Here is a 1,596-nt window from a genome sequence, read left to right as displayed (position 1 = left end):
CTTTACAGCTATGTACTCAACGACCCGCTTAACGGTATTGATCCGCTTGGATTGTGGAAAATCGGCGGGCGTGGAGGGAATCCAACTACTGCAGGTGATCCGTATATCGGAGATATGATCGGCGGAGCTGGTGATTTTCTAAACAACTATAGTGATATGCGGGACGCAAACACTATAGGCGGAGATAAATACTTTCATTGCAAAGCAAACTGTGAAGCAGCCCAGCGAGGTGAGGGTGGACAAGATGCTGCACAGTGTATTAGTGACAGCCGAGAGTGGGTTGATCAAAATATAAAAGGCGATCCGGCGTCTGCCTCCGCCGCAGATCAGGTGGCAAATCACTATGGTCGCTCTCAAGGCGCCGCGAATACTGGAGGAAGCTGCAGCCAGATTTGCGCCCCATTCAGGCCTAATGGCTTGCCACCCCAGTATTGAGGTCAGTCAGATGAAACGACTATTTGTATTGATTATATTGTCGCTACTCATCTCGGGCTGCGAATATATAAAAATAGACAAATGCCTGGACAAGGGTGGGAGATGGAATCATGAGAAAGGGATGTGTGAATATGCAGGAAGCAAGCAATCTGAAAGTGTCGTAGCTCCCGACAAACAACAATAACGTGGACATCCACCACAACCCCACCACCCAACCCATCAGATAATTCGTACAAACAAAAGCCCCGCCCGATCACCGACCGGGCGGGGCTTCGTCTTTCTCCTCAATCCTCCTCCGCCACCGTCACCACCAGACACCCGCGCATGACCCGCACCTTCACCGGGGTGCGCGCCTCGAAGCCGGCGGCGGCGAGCCATAGCCCCTTCAACTGCAACCAGGGGACGCGGCGTGTCCGATGGGAGCCGGGCGGATCGTTCAGGCGGGGTGGATACTCGTAGAAGAGCGTGCCGACGGTGAGTCGGCGCTCCAAAGGGCTTTTCCTCTCGTTACGACGCTCTGCGTCGTAACGCACCACCTTGGACGCTCTGCGTCCAGAACCGGGACGCAGAGCGTCCAAGGTAGCCGGTTACTACGCGGAGCGTAGTAACCAGTGGAGCTTGGCACGCAACCCAGCCCGGCGTTCGTCGAAAACGGCCTGCTCCTCGCCACCACCACCCCGCGAGGCCACACCAACCACTACGCCTACGACGACCTCGGCCGCCTGCTGGAGGACCGCGACCCGGCCGGCGGCGGCTGGCAGCTCGGCCGCGAGGAGTCCGACGACGGCTACGTCTCGATCATGACCAGCGGCGAGGGGCGCCGCTACCGCTTCGCCGTGGAAAGGCTCGCCGACGGCGGCAGCCGCCTGGCCAACACCAGTCCCGGTCCCGCCGGCCTGGAGACGCGCAAGGAGTTCCCCGCCGACGGCACCGAGTGGGTCCAATCCCCCGACGGCACCATCGAGCAGGTAGTACTCAGCCCTGACCCGCGCTTCGGCATGAGCGCCCCATTCGAGGGCCAGCGCTCCCTCCTCCTCCCCTCCGGCCTGCTCGTCGAGGAGACCACCGAGCGCACCGCCGACCTCAGCGACCCCGGCGACCCCGGCGACCCCCTCAGCTTCAGCGAGCTGACCGAGACCCACACCACCAACGGCCGGGTCG

Annotated in this window: 3 protein-coding genes; 2 read left to right on the top strand and 1 reads right to left on the bottom strand. The window is 60.7% G+C overall.

Features of this window, described 5'->3' with window-relative positions:
* Positions 1 to 435, top strand: a 435-nt coding sequence (locus tag ACYQ2W_RS26135; protein WP_459873990.1) for a hypothetical protein, incomplete at its 5' end; no start/stop codon positions are given.
* Between the two features lie 284 nt (positions 436 to 719).
* On the opposite strand, the gene ACYQ2W_RS26130 is transcribed toward ACYQ2W_RS26135, so the two are convergent.
* Positions 720 to 926 (bottom strand): SymE family type I addiction module toxin, encoded by a 207-nt coding sequence (locus ACYQ2W_RS26130; RefSeq protein WP_459873988.1) that lies wholly within the window; start codon positions 924 to 926, stop codon positions 720 to 722.
* A gap of 120 nt (positions 927 to 1,046) precedes the next feature.
* On the opposite strand from ACYQ2W_RS26130, the gene ACYQ2W_RS26125 reads away from it, so the two are divergent.
* Positions 1,047 to 1,596, top strand: a 550-nt coding sequence (locus ACYQ2W_RS26125; protein WP_459873986.1) for an RHS repeat domain-containing protein, incomplete at its 3' end; no start/stop codon positions are given.

The organism is Endothiovibrio diazotrophicus (assembly GCF_054657215.1).
Note: the sequence above shows the minus strand (reverse complement) of the source record. Positions and strands in the feature narration are given on the sequence as shown.